This is a genomic window from Bacillus sp. P4_D3 (assembly GCF_056401855.1).
The window spans coordinates 1-15,453 of the sequence record NZ_JBFUIN010000057.1 but is presented as its reverse complement, the minus strand read 5'-3'; the positions used below and the strand labels follow the sequence as shown (position 1 = coordinate 15,453).

Sequence of the window (15,453 nt, the reverse complement as noted above, 5' to 3'; positions counted from 1 at the left end):
ATAATAAAAAAAAGAGATTCATACATACGTATGAATCTACAAAATATGAGTATATTCCAAAACATTTTTCCCGATTAATAAAATAGTAACTAATAAAAATAAAGTCCTTACATATCCAACACCTTTTTGAACCGCAAACTTCGATCCAAAATAAGCACCTAAAATCATTGATAACCCCATAATAATACCGTATTCAAAATGAATCACATCTAAAAATAAAAAAGTAATTAAAGATACGATATTACTAACGAAGTTCAAAAGTTTTCCAGATGCTGCCGCTTGAATAAAATCCAAACCAATTAATAAAAATGCAAAAATTAAAAAGGATCCTGTCCCCGGTCCAAAAAAAMCATCATAAAACCCTATCATTAAAATAACTAAGAAAAATATTAATGTTTTTCCTTTTGTCATCTTTTTATAGGTAGATGCACTTCCCCAATCTTTTTTTGCAATAATAAAAATAGCAATAAAAACCAACATTACGAGTACTAGTGGACGCAAAATATCAGGCGGAATAAACTTTACTACTAAAGCACCTGCGACCGCTCCAATAATAGTTAATGGGATTAACTTTCCTACAATCCGAAAATCAACCTTACCTGATCGAATAAAATAAATTGTACTGGTAAGCGTCCCCATCGTTGCTGCCAATTTATTCGTTGCGATTGCCGAAGCTGGTGATAAACCAACAAACATAAGTGCAGGAAGCGAAATTAACCCTCCCCCTCCAACAACCGAATCAATAAAAGCAGCTAAAAACCCGAATGCAATTAATAAAATAATGACTTGAAAGCTTAGTTCTTCCATGACTTTGCCCCTTACCCCTTTATTTGTAACCTTTAAAATTATAACAAAATTTTTCAAGAAAAAAAGCTGTTCCTTTACGGAACAGCTCTCATCTTTTAATCTAAAATTTTCACAAACGGTTCATCTTGCTTCGCTTCACGTATAATAATAGCTTCTGGCCGCTCTACAGATTTAATCGTTACTTGTACTTTCATATAATTCGGGAAGTATTCCATAACAAGTCCAGCTACATATTGTGTAAATCCAATTACTTCAGCTTTTCCATTGAATTGGACAGGAATATCGAGCTTCATTTCTTTTAATTCATCATCTCTATACATTCCAGTACCGATAACAGCTGTATAATCACCTTGGAAATACTCACTTAACTTCGCTTTAAAGTTTGACACCCTTGCAAGGTCTTCACGTTTATTATCCGCTTTTGCTTGTTCAGACGGGAACAAATAATATTTCTCATTGATTGGTTTCCAATCCTCAACCGTTTCACTACCTTTTTCTACCTTAGCATAAGAAACAAAATTCCCTGGCACAAGTGAAGACTTTGGACCTTGACGATAAATTGCAAATGTTATCGGAACATTTTTTGTCGCAGCGTCTTTTTGATGCATGACTTTCAAGATTTCTTGTGCCATTCTTTTCCCTTCAGCTAACATTTTTTCATCTGGGATTGCAGCTTCACGTGGATACCCATGCTCTTCCTCATAATATTGAATAGAATTCATCGCTAATCCAATTACAATGCCATCAGGTTCAACATCGTTCCCACCTTTTTGTACGTAGTAATCATGCTCTAAAATATTTGAGATATACATTGGATTTTTTTTATTTTTCACTTCTAGTGACTCCGAACCTTCACTTAAGGCTGGATTCAGTCCGATATTCGGAAATTTAACTGCATCTTTTTTCAACTTATCCTCTAGCTCTTTTTGTTCAGCATCTGTACGCTTTCTTTTTACAAGCATTTGTATATTTTGAGCATCTAGAACCTTTCCGCCTCTAAAGAAATAATCTTTCGTACTAAATGATTCTTTGGCAATGCGCATTAGTCCTGTTTCAAATTCATCTATATCTAGACGACTATTTAAACCTTGTACAACTAAACCACGTGCCTTACCTGGATCAAATGGAACCGTTGTCTTATAATATTCATCCGAAATGGAGTATTTCGGGACAACTGCTTGTTCTTTCGCTTTCCCTGATTTCTCAACTGCTTTTTCATCTTTATTGGAACCCATACTACACCCACTTACAAGTAGGCTAAGACTTAATACCGCTAACGCTATTTTTTTCATCGTAAGTTTGCACCTCTTACTTATTCAGCTCTTGTAAGAACCTCTCTTCATTCCAAACTTCAACATTGTGCTTCTCTGCTTGCGCTAATTTCGAACCAGCAGCTTCACCAGCAACAACTAAATCCGTACTTTTACTAACACTTCCTGTTACTTTTCCACCTAATGCCTCAATCTTCTTCTTTGCTTCACTGCGTCCCATAACTTCTAATTTCCCTGTTAAGACGACAGTTTTCCCTGCAAAGTACGATTCAACATTTTGTAGATCAGCAACTTTTATACCTTTGTATGCCATGTTCACGCCATACTCTTTAAATTGTTGTAATAGCTCTAATACGTCTTCATTATCGAAATACGTTACAACGGATTGAGCCATTTTTTCACCAATCTCGTTAATTGTTTTTAGTTCTTCTTCCGTTGCTTTCACAAGCTCATCCATCGTTTCAAAATGCTCAGCAAATGTACGTGCGGCTTTCGCACCGACGTGGCGAATACCAAGACCGAATAATAATCGCTCTAATGAGTTTTCCTTCGAATTCTCAATTGCTTGTACTAGATTTGTCGCTGATTTTTCACCGAAACGTTCTAGTTGTAATAATTGCTCTTTCGTCAATGAATATAAATCAGCAAACGTACGAATATAATCCGCATCAAAGAGTTGTGTAATTACACGTTCTCCAAGTCCATCAATATTCATTGCATTTCTTGAAACGAAATGGATTAATCCTTCACGAATTTGAGCTGGACAAGTCGGATTTATACATCGAAGTGCTACTTCTTCTTCTAAACGAACAAGTTCACTCTCACATGCTGGACAATGCGTTGGCATATGATATTCTTCTTCCTCACCAGTACGCTTATCAAAAATAACGTTCACAACTTCAGGAATGATATCTCCAGCCTTTTTCACAACAACGTAGTCACCAATTCGAATATCCTTTTCACGAATTAAATCTTCGTTATGTAAAGAAGCACGACGAACGATAGTACCAGCCACTCTAACTGGCTCGAGCTCCGCAGTTGGTGTTACAACCCCTGTGCGGCCTACACTTAATTCAATCCCTGTTAATCTCGTCACAACTTCTTCAGCTGGGAATTTATAAGCTATTGCCCATCTTGGACTCTTTGCTGTAGTTCCTAAGCTTTCTTGAATAGCAACATCATCTACTTTTATAACGATTCCGTCAATCTCATAATCAAGATGCGGACGTTTTTCTTGCCACTCTGCTACATAGGCTATTACGTCTTCAATTGTTTCACATGTACGACGATTTGGATTCGTCTTAAATCCAAGCTCACCTAAGAAATCCAGTGATTCACTGTGGGATGGAATTGTTTTTTCTTCTACATTAGCAAGACCATACACAAACATAGATAAGTTACGCTTCGCTGCAATTTTCGGATCAAGTTGGCGTATCGATCCTGCTGCCGCATTACGTGGATTCGCAAATACATCTTCACCATTTTGCTCTTTTTCCTCATTTAATTTAACGAATGAACGCTTCGGCATATAAGCCTCGCCTCGCGCTTCTAACGTTACTTCTTCATTTAATCGAAGTGGAATTGCTTTAATCGTTTTCAAGTTCTGGGTAATATCTTCACCCGTTACACCATCACCACGTGTTGCACCTTGAATAAAGCGTCCTTTTTCATAATGAAGTGAAACAGCAAGTCCGTCAATTTTTAATTCGCATATATATCTTACATTCGTATCATCAATTCCTTGACGTACTCTTCGGTCAAAATCACGCAAATCTCCTTCATTAAATGCGTTACCTAAACTTAACATCGGTGATTTATGCGTTACCTTTTCAAATATATCAAGTACAGCTCCCCCAACTCGAATAGAGGGGGAGTCTTCCGTTACAAATTCAGGGTTCTCTGCTTCTAATTTCATAAGCTCCTGCATATCACGGTCATATTCCGCATCAGAAACAGAAGGATTGTCTAATACGTGATATTGATAGTTAAATGTATTTAACAAATCACGCAGTTCTTCTATACGTTTTTTTGTTATCTCTTTTGACATATCCTCAGTCCTTTCCTATTGTTTCGTCACAGGTGCAAATTTTGCTAATAAACGTTTAACACCAATTGGGCTTGGGAACGCAATATCTAATTCCTTTGCATCACCTTCACCTTTTACACTTACAACTGTACCGACTCCCCATTTTTGGTGGGAGGCTTTATCGCCTACTGCCCATCCAATTTGCTCGCCACCTGTCGTCTTAACAGCCGGACGCACGAAAGCTGAGCGAGAACGTGTTGTCGTTGCGCTTGTCGTTCTTCCTTTTGCACCAAACGAAGTTTCACGCTTCGGTGCTGTTTCATTTAATGGTTCTACTAGTTCTGCCGGGATTTCTGTAATAAATCGGGATGCTGCATTCATACTTGTTCTACCAAATAAAGTACGCATTTGCGCATTGGATAAATATAATTCTTCCTCTGCACGAGTAATACCTACATAGGCAAGACGACGCTCTTCTTGCATTTCATCCTCTTCCATAAGAGAACGAGTATGCGGGAATATCCCTTCCTCTAAGCCAACAATAAAGACAACTGGGAACTCTAACCCTTTTGCTGAGTGCATCGTCATTAAAATAACTTCTTCACCAGCAGTTGGATCTTCATCTACACGATCAATATCAGCAACAAGAGCTAAGTCTGTTAAGAATGCAACAAGGCTCTTATCTTCGCTTTGAGATTCAAATGTTTGTGTAACAGATAAAAACTCGTCTAAGTTTTCTAAACGACCTTCTGCTTCTAAAGAACGCTCATTTTTCAGCATATCGCGATAGCCTGTCTTTTCAATAACTTCTTCTACTAATTCTGTAACAGATAAATACTCTTGCATATTTACCCAGTTGTGTAATAAACTTGCGAATTCTTTTACTGCTTTTGTTATTTTTGCACTTACACCAACATGCTCAATCTCATCAAATACAGCAGTTAATGAGATTCCGTTTTGCACACCATAATTAATAATTTTATCGATAGAAGTCGCACCAATCCCGCGCTTTGGCATGTTAATAATACGCGCGAAACTAATCTCATCATCTGGATTCCCAATTAAACGTAAGTACGCCAAAATGTCTTTAATCTCTTTACGATCATAGAACTTAGTACCGCCGACAATTTTGTAAGGGATATTAGATTTTAGGAAAATCTCCTCAATCATACGAGACTGGGCATTTGTACGATATAACACTGCAAAATCAGTATATTTTCGGTTCCCCATTTGAATATCGTCACGAATTTTTTTCGCAACAAAATACGCTTCGTCCTTTTCGGTTGCAGCACGATAATACGAGATTTTGCTTCCAATTTGATTGTCTGTCCATAATTTCTTCGGTTTACGGTTTGAATTTTTTTCAATTACAGCATTAGCTGCATTTAAAATATTTTGTGATGAACGATAGTTTTGTTCTAACAGAATAACTTGTGCATTCTCATAGTCTTTTTCGAATGACAAAATGTTAGAAATGTCAGCCCCGCGCCAGCGGTAAATAGACTGATCCGAATCACCAACAACACAAAGGTTTTTAAAACGTGATGCCAAATGTTTAACAAGAAGGTACTGGGCTTTGTTCGTATCTTGATACTCATCAACGTGAATATATTGGAACTTACGCTGATAGAACTCTAGCACTTCTGGAACACGTTCAAATAGCTGAATCGTCGTCATAATTAAATCATCAAAGTCTAATGAGTTATTTTTTAGAAGGCGTTTTTGATATTCTGTATATACATCGCTCGTTAATTTTTCATATGGATCAGCGGTTGTAATTTTTTTTGCATATTTATCTGCAGATAACAGTTCATTTTTCGCATTACTAATACCCGCTAAAATAGAGCGTGGTTCAAACTTCTTCGGGTCAATATTGCGCTCCTTCATAATTTTCTTTACTACAGTTAACTGATCACCTGCATCTAAAATCGTAAAGTTACGATTAATCCCAATGCGGTCAATATCACGTCGTAAAATACGTACACACATAGAGTGGAACGTAGAAATCCAAATATCTTCTGCTTCTGGTCCAACAAGTTTATCAATACGCTCACGCATTTCACGAGCAGCTTTATTTGTAAAGGTAATTGCTAGTACATTCCATGGCGCCACACCTTTTTCACCAAGTAAATACGCAATACGGTGTGTTAACACACGTGTTTTCCCACTACCTGCGCCTGCCATTAATAGAAGTGCTCCATTTGTTGTTTGTACTGCTTTTTGTTGCTGCGGATTTAAACCATTTAATAACCTATCTGTCGTACTCATATGCGCCTGCACCTACTCTCCTTTTACTGCTTTAACTGTTTTTAATGCAGCTTTTATATCATCATAAATAACATTTCCAACAACTACTGTATCAGCATACTGTGCCATTTCTTTCGCTTGTTCTGCATTAGAAATACCACCGCCATAATATAGCTTAGCTTGCTTCAATTCTGCTTTTACATTTTTAACAAGTTCAATATCTCCATACGTCCCGCTATATTCTAAATAGAATATAGGCAAATGTAATAACTTGTCTGCTAAACGTGCATATGCAATAACATCATCTTCTGTTAAATCACATTTTGCATCTGTAAGCTGGGCTACTTTCGCTTCTGGATTTAAAACACAATACCCTTCCATGAAAATCTCGTCCCAGTCCATAATATCCCCAAATTCTTTCAATGCCTCATGATGAACACCTGTTACCCATTCTACTTTTCGGCTATTTAAAACACTTGGGATGTAATAAAAATCAAATCCCGGTGTAATTGCTTCCAAATCAGAAACCTCTAACACACAAGGAACTGCATATCTACGAATGCTAACTAGCATGTGTAATACGTTATCAATTGTAACTCCATCACTTCCGCCTACAATAACAGCATCCGTTCCAGATTCACAAATCATTTCTAAATGTTCGTCACTTAACTCCTTATTTGGATCAAGCTTAAATACATGTTTCCATTTGGAAATATCGTACATGAAAACACCCTTTCTTTTCTCTAGTTATATCTATATTTCTGTTCAAAATAACAGTTAATTTTTATCAGGAGTTTTTAAATTCCTTGCTATATCTTTACCGGGCTGGCGTATGCAACGATAAAATGCGACAGCTATCTTTACCGGTTTTTTTGAACTTCATTACTATATTTGTTCAAAAAGGAGGATATAGAGAGCCGAGCAGGTCGAGGCGCATTCGCCAGGAGGAACGGAATGTAGTTTTCCCTACATGAGTACCGGACTGGTGTATGCAACGATGAAATGCGACAGCTATCTTTACCGGACTTTTTGAACTTCCTTACTATATTTGTTCAAAAAGGAGGATATAGAGAGCCGAGCAGGTCGAGGCGCATTCGCCAGGAGGAACGGAATGTAGTTTTTCCTACATGAGTACCGGACTGGCGCATGCAACGATGGAATGCGACAGCTATCTTTACCGGACTTTTTGAACTTCCTTTTACGCATTCTTTCATTATAACAAAAAAAGCTACCTACACACACGCCCAATCCAACATCTTTTTCAACGTCAAATGTTGGATTACATATCAAAAAGCTTATACGGAATACTAACAAATGAAATAGTATTTCTATTTCGAAGTTCATCAAAAAGGAGTGTTTTTCTAATGAAGCAAAACATCGGCACAATTAGTGCTCTAATTCGAATTACACTCGGACTTATCCTCTTCGGTTGTAGTACAGCTAAACTCGTACGTAAACCTTGGTGCACTTGGTCTAAAGTTTTGCTATGGATTGGTGCCATGAAAATTGCGGAGGGAATCGTTCGTTTCTGCCCTATTGTTGAAGCCTGTAAGTTTGGAAAATATATGAATATGAGCGCATTTAAAATGCCTAGCATGAACTTTACTGAAAAAGGCCATAATAAAGAGGAAGTTAAGCAAGCTTCCAGTCATGACAAACCAAAGTCAAATGGAAGTTATGACACTTCTGACAAAGAGATTGAGTCAGCGATTGAAGAATTAATCCTGGCAAAACCGCTTTGAATCATTTGTCACGATGCAAGATGCTCTCAAAGAGACTTAGCTGCTGCAGTGGGCGGTTAAGTCTTCTTTATTTTATCACAAAACAGAACGTATATTCTTATATTTTTGGAGTTTTATCCCTAAAACGTACATAAATCAATCAATAAGATTCAGAAAATTAGGTATAAAAACCTTGCATGTAATGATATAAAAGTGATATCATTTTTATATCAGGAGGCGATCATATGAAAGAAAAACAAGTATTTTATGTTAATGGATTTCTCGGCGTTATTGGAATTTTAGTTTTAGCCGCTATCGGTGTATTTTGCCTGGTACAAGAAATTTTTGTAATAGCTATTTTAGCTCTCATATTAGCATCTGTTTTAGCTACAGGTATCGGTATCGTTCAACCGAATCAAGCGAAAGTTATTACGTTCTTCGGTAGTTATTTAGGAACAATTCGTCAAAATGGTTTATTTTTAACAATTCCATTCGCGTTTCGTCAAACTGTATCTTTACGTGTTGAAAACTTTAACAGTAAGAAATTAAAAGTAAACGATGTTGAGGGCAATCCAATTGAAATTGCAGCTGTTATCGTATATAAAGTTGTTGATTCTGCAAAAGCAATGTTTGGTGTTGAGCATTACGATCGATTCGTAGAAATTCAAAGTGAAACAGCAATTCGCCACGTTGCTACAAAATATCCTTATGATAATTTCCAAGATGAAACTTGTATCACGTTACGAGGAAATACTGAAGAAATCTCTGAAGAATTAAAGCGTGAGTTAGAAGCACGCCTTGAAATCGCTGGCGTAGAAGTATTAGAAACTCGTTTAACACATTTAGCTTACGCAACAGAAATTGCCCATGCAATGCTCCAACGTCAACAAGCAAAAGCAGTTTTAGCTGCTAGAAAAGAAATTGTTGAAGGTGCTGTGAAGATGGCGAAAGATTCAATCCATATGTTAGATGAAGAAGGCGTACTGGAACTCGATGACGAGCGTAAAGCAAATATGGTGAACAATTTATTAGTTGCCATCGTTTCAGATAAAGGTGCGCAACCAGTTATTAATACAGGAAGCCTATACTAAAGGTTGTAAGTGATTATGGCCAAAAAGAAAAGCTTTCCATTACGTATTGATCCTGAATTACACGCAGTCATCGAAAAATGGGCGAATGATGAGTTTCGTAGCGTCAATGCACACATCGAGTATTTACTTCGAGAAATGGCAAAGCAAAAAGGGAAATTAAAAAAAGATAAAGATGCATAAAAATCCCGCTGAGAAATCAGCGGGATTTTTATACATTAGCTTCTCGTCATCTCATGACCAATTGCACGATATCCTATATCACTTCGGTAAAATAAACCATCACTCTCAATTTTACCGATTTCTTTATAGACCTTATCTTTCGCTTCTTGTAAACTATTCGCCTTACAAGCAACAAATAATACACGGCCACCGTTTGTTACAAAGTCACCATGTTTCATCGCTGTACCCGCATGGAAAACAATCACATCTTGCAGTGCATCTAATCCGTTAATACTTTCACCTTTTTTATATGCTTCTGGATATCCTTTCGAAGCAAGTACGACACCAATAACTGCTTTCTTTGACCATTGTAACGTTAATTCACTTTCATCTAATACAGCGTTACATACATCAACTAAATCATTTTCTAAGCGTGGTAATACAACTTCTGTTTCAGGATCACCAAAGCGTGCATTGAACTCAATTACCTTTGGACCATCATTCGTTAAAATAAGCCCCGCATATAAAATTCCTGTAAACGAACGATTTTCTTGGATCATCGCTTTAGCAGTTGGATGTAATACTGTTTGAATCGCTTCTTGAACCGCTGACTCCGGAATTTGTGGTACTGGAGAATATGCGCCCATTCCGCCTGTATTAGGACCTTTATCGCCGTCAAAAGCTCGTTTATGATCTTGAGCAATTACCATCGGATGTACAGTTGTTCCATTTACAAATGCCATTAATGAAAATTCTTGTCCATCTAAAAACTCTTCAATAACGACCTTCTTGCTTGCTGCGCCGAATTTCACATCTTGTAGCATTTCTTTCACAGCTTGCAATGCCTCTTCAAGCGTCATTGCTACCGTTACACCTTTACCAGCAGCTAACCCATCTGCCTTAATTACGATCGGTGCACCAACTTTTTGAATGTACTTCACTGCCTCTTCATAGTCTGTAAAAGTTTCATATGCCGCAGTTGGAATATCATACTTTTTCATCAATTCTTTTGTAAAAGCTTTACTACCTTCAATAACAGCAGCCGCTTTATTAGGCCCAAATACACGAAGTCCCTCTTCCTTAAAACGATCAACGATTCCATTCATAAGTGGAATTTCTGGTCCAACGAAAGTTAAGCCTACATTATTCTCTTTTGCAAATAAGACTAGTGCATCAAAATCATTCTCATCAATATCAACTGGTGTTGCAACATCTCGCATACCTTCATTACCTGGCGCTACATATACTTTTTCTACCTTTTCAGATTGTGCAAACTTCCAAGCTAAAGCATGCTCACGTCCACCGCGGCCGATTACTAAAACATTCATATTTCATCCCCCAATAATTAAATAAGTACAAACTAGAAGCTATGCTCCTAGTTTGTTATTTCTAAAATTACTCTATTAATGTTTAAAATGACGTACGCCAGTGAACACCATCGTAATCCCATACGCGTCTGCCATTTTAATAGAATCTTCATCACGAATCGATCCGCCTGGTTGAATGATCGCTGTAATTCCAGCTTTTGCTGCTTCTTCTACTGTATCTGGCATTGGGAAGAAAGCATCAGATGCAAGTGCGCTACCTTGTGCTTTTTCGCCAGCTTGTGTGATTGCAATCTTCGCAGAACCTACACGATTCATTTGTCCAGCACCAACACCAATTGTCATATCATCTTTCGCTAAAACAATTGCATTTGATTTCACATGCTTTACAACTTTCCAAGCTAGTTTTAAATCTTTCCATTCTTGCTCTGATGGTTCACGTTTCGTTGGAATTGAAATTGCGTCCGCATCTAATGATAACGTATCTTCCTCTTGAACAAGAAGACCACCTTGTACAGAAGTTAGTTTTTTACTTGCACTTGTCGCTTTTTCAATATTTACAGTTAGTAAGCGTAAGTTCTTCTTGCTTTGCAACACTTCTAAAGCTTCTTGCGAGAACGAAGGAGCGATAACAATTTCTAAGAAAATTTCGTGTAACTTTTCTGCTGTAGCTTTATCAATTTCACGATTTGCTGCAATAATACCGCCGAAGATTGATACTGGATCCGCTTCATAAGCACGTGTGTATGCTTCATGAATATCCGTGCCTACCCCAACGCCACATGGATTCATATGTTTTACCGCTACTACTGCTGGTTCTGTAAATTCTTTCACGATGCTAAGTGCTGCATCCGCATCGTTGATATTGTTATAAGATAATTCTTTACCGTGTAATTGTTCTGCGTATGCAACAGAAGAAGTTGCTGCGAATGGCGCTTTATAGAATGTCGCTTTTTGATGTGGATTTTCGCCATAGCGTAAATCTTGTTTTTTCTCAAATGTCACCGTTACTGTTTCAGGGCTTTCTTCGCCCATTTGCTCTGTTAAATAGTTAGAAATTAACGCATCATATGCTGCTGTATGACGGAATACTTTCGCTGCTAATTTACGTTTCGTTTCCTCTGTTACTTCACCGTTCTCTTTCAGTTCTGCTAATACAACATCATAATCTACTGGATCTACAATTACAGATACAAATTTATGATTTTTCGCAGCAGAGCGAATCATTGTTGGGCCACCGATATCAATATTTTCAATTGCATCAGCAAATGTTACATCAGGCTTAGCGATTGTTTCTTTAAATGGGTATAAGTTAACAACAACAAAGTCAATTGGTTGAATACCTAATTCATTCATTTGCGCTACATGCGTTTCATTATCACGAACTGCTAATAGACCACCATGAATATTTGGATGTAATGTTTTTACACGGCCATCCATAATTTCTGGGAAACCAGTTACTTCAGAAATACCAATTACTTGCAAACCGTTTTCTTCTAATAATTTTTTCGTACCACCTGTTGAAATAACTTCAATCCCTTGTTCAAGTAAACCTTTAACAAATTCTACTACTCCTGTTTTATCTGAAACACTTACTAATGCACGCTTTTTCATTTATCCTTCACCCCTGGTTGTATGTTAGTTAACAGTTGGTTTTTTCACAGACTGAACAATTTGATTCACTGTATTTACGTATAATTTATGTTCAACTTGTTGAATTTTCTTTTGTAAGCTTTCTCTCGTATCTCCTTCAGAAACAACTACTGCTTCTTGCGCAATAATTGGACCTGTATCCATACCTGCATCTACATAATGAATCGTTACTCCAGTTACTTTCACACCTGCTTCTAACGCTTGACCAACAGCATCTTTACCTGGAAAGCTCGGTAATAGTGATGGATGAATATTAATAATTTTCCCGCCGTATGCTGCTAGTAAAGTCGGTCCAATTAAACGCATATATCCAGCTAAAATAACATAATCAATTTCATACTCTTCTAGCTTCTTTAGTATCTCTCTTTCAAATGCTTCTTTTGACTCATATGCTTTCGCTAAAAAGGTGAAACACGGAATATGGTGATAATGTGCCCGTCCAATAGCGCGTGCCTCTGGTTTATCACATACTAATAAACTAATATCTGCATCCAATCTTTTTTCTTCTACCGCATTAATAAGAGATTGAAAGTTAGAGCCGCTCCCAGAAGCAAAAACTGCTAATCTACTCATACTTCTGTTCCCTCAATAAAGGTAACACCAGATCCTTGTACAGTGTGTCCAATAATATGAGCTTTCTCGCCTTGTTCCTCAAGAAGACGAACAATATCTTTTGCCTCTTCTTCCTTTACTGCTACTACCATACCAATACCCATGTTAAAAATATTGAACATTTCTTTCTCTTCTAGTTTTCCAACCTCTTGAAGTAAACTAAAAATCGGTTGAACTTGCCAAGATCCTAATTCAATTTCCGCACCGATTCCTTCTGGCAACATACGTGGAATATTTTCAATGAATCCACCACCTGTAATATGTGCCATACCGTATACTTCATGTTTTTTCAATAGTTCTAAAATAGGTTTGACATAAATTTTCGTTGGTTTTAATAATTCTTCACCAAGAGGTAGTTCTAAGCGTCCGTAAATACGATCTAAAGATAGTTCTCCATCTTCTAGTAGTACTTTTCTTACTAAAGAATAACCGTTACTATGAATGCCGCTAGATGCTAAGCCAATTAATACGTGACCAGCTTCAATTTTTTCACCTGTTACAATTTTCTTTTTATCAACAATTCCAACTGTAAAACCAGCTAAATCGTATTCTTCCGTAGAATACATTCCTGGCATTTCAGCTGTTTCTCCACCAATTAATGCACAACCAGCTTGGCGACAGCCCTCTGATATACCTTTGACGATGTTTTCAATTTTACTAGGTTCAGCTTTACCACAAGCAATATAATCAAGGAAGAAAAGCGGCTCTGCTCCTTGGACAACAATATCATTTACACACATTGCTACTGCATCAATACCAATTGTGTCATGTTTATCTGCCATAAAAGCGAGCATCAATTTCGTTCCCACGCCATCTGTTCCAGATACTAATACAGGTTCTTCTAATGCAAATTTTGATAGATCAAACATACCTCCAAAACCGCCTAAACCGCCTAGCACTTCTTTTCTCATTGTTGTTTGTACGTGTTTTTTCATGCGAGATACCGCTTCATATCCAGCTTCAATATCTACTCCTGCTTGCTTATATGCATTCGCCATCGTTTTTTACACCTCGTCTTTTAATTTCTCCCCATCCAGGGCGGCCGTTTTAAGAAAGAAGCTAGCTTCTACATCAAAAGAAGTAGAAGCTTTTTTCTTCTTATTTCATACTTTCTAAAAGCTCTTGCTCATAATCATAAAGAGCTGTTGGATAGTCTCCATTGAAGTAAGCCATACATAGACCACCGTATTTCCCTTCATATGGGCGTCCAATTGCATCTACTAATCCATCTTCACTTAAAAATGTTAAAGAATCTGCTCCGATGATTTGACGGATTTCTTCTATTGAATTATTTGCCGCGATTAATTCTTTTCTCGTTTGAATATCAATGCCATAGAAGCATGGATACTTAAGAGGTGGTGAAGCAATTCTTACATGGACTTCTGTCGCTCCAGCCTCGCGAAGCATGCGAACAATTCGTTTACTTGTCGTTCCTCTTACGATAGAATCGTCAATCATAACAACTCGTTTTCCTTCAACTACACCTCTTACTGCTGAGAGCTTCATCTTAACCCCTTGCTCACGCAGTTCTTGAGAAGGTTGAATAAACGTACGTCCAACGTAACGATTTTTAATTAATCCTAACTCATATGGAATTCCTGTCGCCTCCGCATAACCAATTGCTGCTGAAATACTAGAGTCTGGTACACCAGTAACAACATCAGCTTCAATAGGAGCTTCCGCCGCTAAACGTTTCCCCATGTTTTTGCGTGCTGCATGAACATTAATACCAGCGATATTAGAATCTGGACGTGCAAAGTAAATGTATTCCATACTGCAAATCGCATGGTCTACTTCATTTGTAAAACGATCTACGTGAATTCCTTCATCATTGATAATAAGCAATTCACCAGGTTCTACATCACGAATGTATGTTGCACCAACCACATCGAAAGCACATGTTTCCGATGCTACAACGTAAGCATCCCCCATCTTTCCAATTGAAAGAGGACGGAATCCATTTGGATCTAGCGCAACGATCATTTCATTTCCAGTTAGTAAAAGATATGCAAACGCACCTTTCACTTTATTTAGAGCCTCTTTTACACTATCAATTAAAGAATCTTTTGTACTACGTTTAATGAGGTGTAAAAGTACTTCTGTATCTGAACTTGTTTGAAAAATACTTCCCTCTGCCTCTAATTCACGACGAAGCATTTTTGCGTTAATTAAATTTCCGTTATGAGCTAACGCCATGCTATGATCAGAAAAACGGAATAATAATGGTTGAACGTTAGCAACTTCACTTCCACCAGCTGTTGCATATCGTACGTGTCCAATTGCTGATTTTCCGTTTAATCCCTCTAGCTCACCTCTTGAAAACACTTCTGATATTAAACCTAACCCCTTGTGACCGATGATTTTTTCCCCATTATTTACAACAATGCCTGCGCCTTCTTGCCCACGGTGCTGCAAACTGTGCAATCCGTAGTACGAAACTTGTGCTGCATTTTCATGCCCCCAAATTCCGAAAACGCCACATTCTTCATTTAACCCCTTTATTTCAGTAAGCATGGGATTGCCCCTTTCCAAGCCTTTCTC

General features: G+C 37.6%; 13 protein-coding genes. 3 read left to right on the top strand and 10 right to left on the bottom strand.

What is annotated here, in order from left to right; translation table 11 throughout:
• Positions 1–36: 36 nt before the first annotated feature.
• The 5 genes from AC1DTM_RS10260 to pcrB all read right to left on the bottom strand — a co-directional run bounded on the left by AC1DTM_RS10260 (position 37) and on the right by pcrB (position 7,074).
• Positions 37–807: a TSUP family transporter gene (locus AC1DTM_RS10260; protein ID WP_477000206.1), complete on the bottom strand. Its 771-nt coding sequence runs from the start codon at positions 805–807 to the stop codon at positions 37–39.
• Positions 808–902: 95 nt separating this feature from the next.
• Positions 903–2,099, bottom strand: a complete 1,197-nt coding sequence (locus AC1DTM_RS10255; RefSeq protein ID WP_016103388.1) for a CamS family sex pheromone protein — start codon at positions 2,097–2,099, stop codon at positions 903–905.
• A gap of 16 nt (positions 2,100–2,115) precedes the next feature.
• Positions 2,116–4,125: an NAD-dependent DNA ligase LigA gene (gene ligA / locus AC1DTM_RS10250; RefSeq protein WP_016103387.1), complete on the bottom strand. Its 2,010-nt coding sequence runs from the start codon at positions 4,123–4,125 to the stop codon at positions 2,116–2,118.
• 15 nt (positions 4,126–4,140) lie between these two features.
• A complete protein-coding gene (pcrA, locus tag AC1DTM_RS10245; protein WP_016103386.1) occupies positions 4,141–6,372 on the bottom strand; it encodes a DNA helicase PcrA in 2,232 nt (743 codons plus the stop codon).
• Positions 6,373–6,384: 12 nt separating this feature from the next.
• Positions 6,385–7,074: a heptaprenylglyceryl phosphate synthase gene (gene pcrB / locus AC1DTM_RS10240; protein ID WP_002113485.1), complete on the bottom strand. Its 690-nt coding sequence runs from the start codon at positions 7,072–7,074 to the stop codon at positions 6,385–6,387.
• 641 nt (positions 7,075–7,715) lie between these two features.
• Here pcrB and AC1DTM_RS10235 point away from each other — a divergent pair.
• The 3 genes from AC1DTM_RS10235 to AC1DTM_RS10225 all read left to right on the top strand — a co-directional run bounded on the left by AC1DTM_RS10235 (position 7,716) and on the right by AC1DTM_RS10225 (position 9,343).
• On the top strand, positions 7,716–8,093 hold the full coding sequence (locus AC1DTM_RS10235) for a YgaP family membrane protein (protein ID WP_002159494.1): 378 nt from the start codon (positions 7,716–7,718) through the stop codon (positions 8,091–8,093).
• Positions 8,094–8,317: 224 nt separating this feature from the next.
• Positions 8,318–9,163: an SPFH domain-containing protein gene (locus tag AC1DTM_RS10230; RefSeq protein ID WP_016103385.1), complete on the top strand. Its 846-nt coding sequence runs from the start codon at positions 8,318–8,320 to the stop codon at positions 9,161–9,163.
• 15 nt (positions 9,164–9,178) lie between these two features.
• Positions 9,179–9,343 carry a type II toxin-antitoxin system antitoxin gene (locus AC1DTM_RS10225; protein ID WP_001085171.1) on the top strand — a complete coding sequence of 55 codons (165 nt, stop codon included), beginning with the start codon at positions 9,179–9,181 and terminating at the stop codon, positions 9,341–9,343.
• Positions 9,344–9,378: 35 nt separating this feature from the next.
• Here AC1DTM_RS10225 and purD read toward each other — a convergent pair whose 3' ends face one another.
• The 5 genes from purD to purF all read right to left on the bottom strand — a co-directional run bounded on the left by purD (position 9,379) and on the right by purF (position 15,426).
• Positions 9,379–10,650 (bottom strand): phosphoribosylamine--glycine ligase, encoded by a 1,272-nt coding sequence (gene purD, locus AC1DTM_RS10220; protein ID WP_016103384.1) that lies wholly within the window; start codon positions 10,648–10,650, stop codon positions 9,379–9,381.
• Between the two features lie 75 nt (positions 10,651–10,725).
• Positions 10,726–12,261 carry a bifunctional phosphoribosylaminoimidazolecarboxamide formyltransferase/IMP cyclohydrolase gene (purH, locus tag AC1DTM_RS10215; protein WP_477000205.1) on the bottom strand — a complete coding sequence of 512 codons (1,536 nt, stop codon included), beginning with the start codon at positions 12,259–12,261 and terminating at the stop codon, positions 10,726–10,728.
• 24 nt (positions 12,262–12,285) lie between these two features.
• Entirely contained in the window at positions 12,286–12,873 is a 588-nt protein-coding gene (gene purN, locus AC1DTM_RS10210; RefSeq protein ID WP_016103383.1) for a phosphoribosylglycinamide formyltransferase, read from the bottom strand.
• Positions 12,870–13,910 carry a phosphoribosylformylglycinamidine cyclo-ligase gene (gene purM, locus AC1DTM_RS10205; RefSeq protein WP_002010019.1) on the bottom strand — a complete coding sequence of 347 codons (1,041 nt, stop codon included), beginning with the start codon at positions 13,908–13,910 and terminating at the stop codon, positions 12,870–12,872. The genes purN and purM overlap by 4 nt, the downstream gene beginning before the upstream one ends.
• Positions 13,911–14,010: 100 nt before the next feature.
• Positions 14,011–15,426, bottom strand: a complete 1,416-nt coding sequence (gene purF, locus AC1DTM_RS10200) for an amidophosphoribosyltransferase (protein WP_002091359.1) — start codon at positions 15,424–15,426, stop codon at positions 14,011–14,013.
• Positions 15,427–15,453: the final 27 nt, after the last annotated feature.

Excerpts from the sequence above, each read along its gene's own strand:
- AC1DTM_RS10225 (WP_001085171.1), top strand. The coding sequence starts at position 9,179 with ATGGCCAAAAAGAAAAGCTTTCCATTACGTATTGATCCTGAATTACAC.
- purD (WP_016103384.1), bottom strand. The coding sequence starts at position 10,650 with ATGAATGTTTTAGTAATCGGCCGCGGTGGACGTGAGCATGCTTTAGCT.
- pcrB (WP_002113485.1), bottom strand. The coding sequence starts at position 7,074 with ATGTACGATATTTCCAAATGGAAACATGTATTTAAGCTTGATCCAAAT.
- pcrA (WP_016103386.1), bottom strand. The coding sequence starts at position 6,372 with ATGAGTACGACAGATAGGTTATTAAATGGTTTAAATCCGCAGCAACAA.
- purM (WP_002010019.1), bottom strand. The coding sequence starts at position 13,910 with ATGGCGAATGCATATAAGCAAGCAGGAGTAGATATTGAAGCTGGATAT.
- ligA (WP_016103387.1), bottom strand. The coding sequence starts at position 4,125 with ATGTCAAAAGAGATAACAAAAAAACGTATAGAAGAACTGCGTGATTTG.
- purH (WP_477000205.1), bottom strand. The coding sequence starts at position 12,261 with ATGAAAAAGCGTGCATTAGTAAGTGTTTCAGATAAAACAGGAGTAGTA.
- AC1DTM_RS10230 (WP_016103385.1), top strand. The coding sequence starts at position 8,318 with ATGAAAGAAAAACAAGTATTTTATGTTAATGGATTTCTCGGCGTTATT.
- purN (WP_016103383.1), bottom strand. The coding sequence starts at position 12,873 with ATGAGTAGATTAGCAGTTTTTGCTTCTGGGAGCGGCTCTAACTTTCAA.
- purF (WP_002091359.1), bottom strand. The coding sequence starts at position 15,426 with ATGCTTACTGAAATAAAGGGGTTAAATGAAGAATGTGGCGTTTTCGGA.
- AC1DTM_RS10255 (WP_016103388.1), bottom strand. The coding sequence starts at position 2,099 with ATGAAAAAAATAGCGTTAGCGGTATTAAGTCTTAGCCTACTTGTAAGT.
- AC1DTM_RS10235 (WP_002159494.1), top strand. The coding sequence starts at position 7,716 with ATGAAGCAAAACATCGGCACAATTAGTGCTCTAATTCGAATTACACTC.